Source organism: Corynebacterium sp. HMSC05D03, assembly GCF_001807205.1.
Taxonomy (GTDB): Bacteria; Actinomycetota; Actinomycetes; order Mycobacteriales; family Mycobacteriaceae; genus Corynebacterium; species Corynebacterium aurimucosum.
In genome coordinates, this window is sequence record NZ_KV788194.1 from 76988 (window position 1) to 79655 (window position 2668).

A 2668-nucleotide genomic window follows, 5' to 3' on the forward strand; every position below is an offset into this window, starting at 1 on the left:
GGGGGGGGGGTAACGTCTCAGCTTGAGTCCAGTCTGCCTTCAGGAATGCTTAAGAGGCTTCGAAATCTGACCTAGGACAGCAGTTGACCCATTCCCTAATTGTTCTCATGAAAGGATTCTTCATGAATTTGAAGAGTTTTAATGGTTCCGCTCGTCGTCGCGGTACGACGATTGCAGCCGCAGCGCTCTCCGTGGCGATGGTTGCGCCCTTCGTACATCCAATCGCGTCCCCACAGACCGCTGCAGTAGCTCAGGCACAGGAGTCTGATGCGCCTGCTTCCAACGCTAATGTGATTGAGGCAGATGCCATCGCCAATGGATACATTGGTTCTGCAACCGACATGACAAACGCAAAGTCGACATTGTCTGGTCGCGCCTACATCGATGATGGGTCGGGCTTTGGTCCAACCGATGCAGGAAACCTTCCAGTACCGGAAGGGACCACTGTTTACATGCAGTGGATTGATAAAGATGGTGCTGTTTCCCCGGTATATTCTGCAAAGACCTCCAACCAACTGAGCAGCGACAAGACCTCTCAGGCGGGCCCAGGTGCGTATGCATTCGATTTGCGCGAGCCGTGGACGGATGTTCACGGTAAGGACCACACCTATACTGCTAGTGCTAAGCAGTATTACAAGCTTTGGATCAACCCTTTTACTGATGAGCGCAACGGTGCGACAGTTGTTCCTTTCCGACAGGTTGGTGGATTCTTCCCTGGTGCCTTCATGAATTCGGCTGGTGCTAGCCAGCAAGGAGCATGGAATACTATCGGCACCAACATGCAGCGCACTTCGGTCTTAATGCAGAATGAGGGGGATACCTCTTATATGCATAAGCCAAAGGCGGAGTGGGTAAAGGATACAGAGGAAACCCTGCCGAACCAATCAGGCAACCTCGGCATGAAGAACCACGTGGGTGGACGTGTCTGGCTTGAGACTCGCGACGTTCGCGTTGACGGGCCGGATATGACTGGTAGCGATGTTGCTGCTGCCGGTTTCAACGTGGTGATGAGTGTTCTCACACCAGAGGGCATCGGAGAATATGCGGCAAAGGTTGAGACTCTTCCGCTGGCGCAACAGCAGGCTGCCGCGAAGCAGCTGCTAGAGGAGCACCCAGAGTACATCGCAGAGACGGTAACCACCAAGGTTGGAGAGGATGGTTACTACTCGGTCAAGTTCTCGGATGGGAAGCTGACGAACGAGTCGAAGAAATACCTCTACGCCCATGTAGAGTCCCCTGATGGTAAGCCTATGATCGGCTACTCAGGTTGGCGTCTGCCTCTGTACCAGAGCCCAACGGCAAACGGCGCGCGTAACCCCAACCCAATTGCCGCGCAAAACCTGGTTGCTAACCCAATGTGGTACAATGTGAACTTTGCGCTGGTGCCTAGGCATAACGTGTCGCTGGATATCACCAACTACGACATGACCGAGAACCCTGCTCGCGCAGGCGACACGCCGGCTTTGGATGTCAAGGGGCCGTTCCCTGTAACTCCTAACAAGATCGTTTGGAAGAAGAACGGCGAGGAATTCAAGACCTGTGAGGGCATCACTTCTGAGGCAGAGGCTAATAAGTGTGTATTTGTCGTTCCTGAGGACGCGGTTAAGGGCGATGTTTTCACCGCTGAGTTTGTCACCGGTGATAATACGGTGATTGCTGCTGACTCTTTCGTGGTAACGGATAAGCCTTATGCTGAAGAACTCGAGCCGGAGTACGGGGGCAAGAAGGTTGTCCCGGGTACCCCGGTAGAGTCTGAGCCTACGTTTAAGAAGCAGGACGAAAACGGCAACGTCACTGACGAGACCGTCAAGACCCCAGAAGGGTCTAAGTTCTCGATTCCGGATGATTTCAAGGTTCCGGAGGGCTACACCGTCGACATCGACGAGTCAACTGGCAAGGTGACGGTTGATGCTGACCCGGAGAAGCTCAATAAGGATACGGTTGAGGAATTTGAGGTTCCGGTAACTGTTGAGTATCCGGATGGCTCTAAGGATGACGCTAAGGCGAAGTTCGAGCTGGATACCGATGGTGACGGCACACCTGACTCCAAGGATGATGACGACGATGGTGATGGCGTCTCCGATGAGGATGAGAAGGATAAGGGCACTAACCCTAAGGATAAGGGCGAGTTTCCGATGACTCCGCTGGATCCGGCGGAGGATACCACTAGTGCTACTGTTGAGCCTTCTTATGGGGATGTGGCTGTGACGCCGGAGAAGCCGGCTGTTTCTAAGCCGACCTTCAAGGAGGAGGATTCTGAAGGTAACGTCACCGATAAGACGGTCGATACACCGGAAGGGTCTGAGTTCTCGATTCCGGGTAATTTCACCGCTCCGGAGGGCTACACGGTCGAGGTTGATCCGGATACCGGTGATGTGACTGTGACCGTGGATAAGGACAAGCTCAATAAGGATACGGTTGAGGAATTTGAGGTTCCGGTAACTGTTGAGTATCCGGATGGCTCTAAGGATGACGCTAAGGCGAAGTTCGAGCTGGATACCGATGGTGACGGCACACCTGACTCCAAGGATGATGACGACGATGGTGATGGCGTCTCCGATGAGGATGAGAAGGATAAGGGCACTAACCCTAAGGATAAGGGCGAGTTCCCTGCTACTCCGCTAGAGCCGGGAACGAAGAACCCTGATTGGGATAACACTTCGACTAC

General features: G+C 53.6%; 1 protein-coding gene. It reads left to right on the top strand.

All coding sequences use genetic code 11. The annotated features are described in order from the left end of the window. Window positions 1-122 precede the first annotated feature (122 nt). Window positions 123-2668 (top strand): YPDG domain-containing protein (locus HMPREF3147_RS12060; RefSeq protein ID WP_210384603.1); only part of this gene is annotated, 2546 nt, incomplete at its 3' end.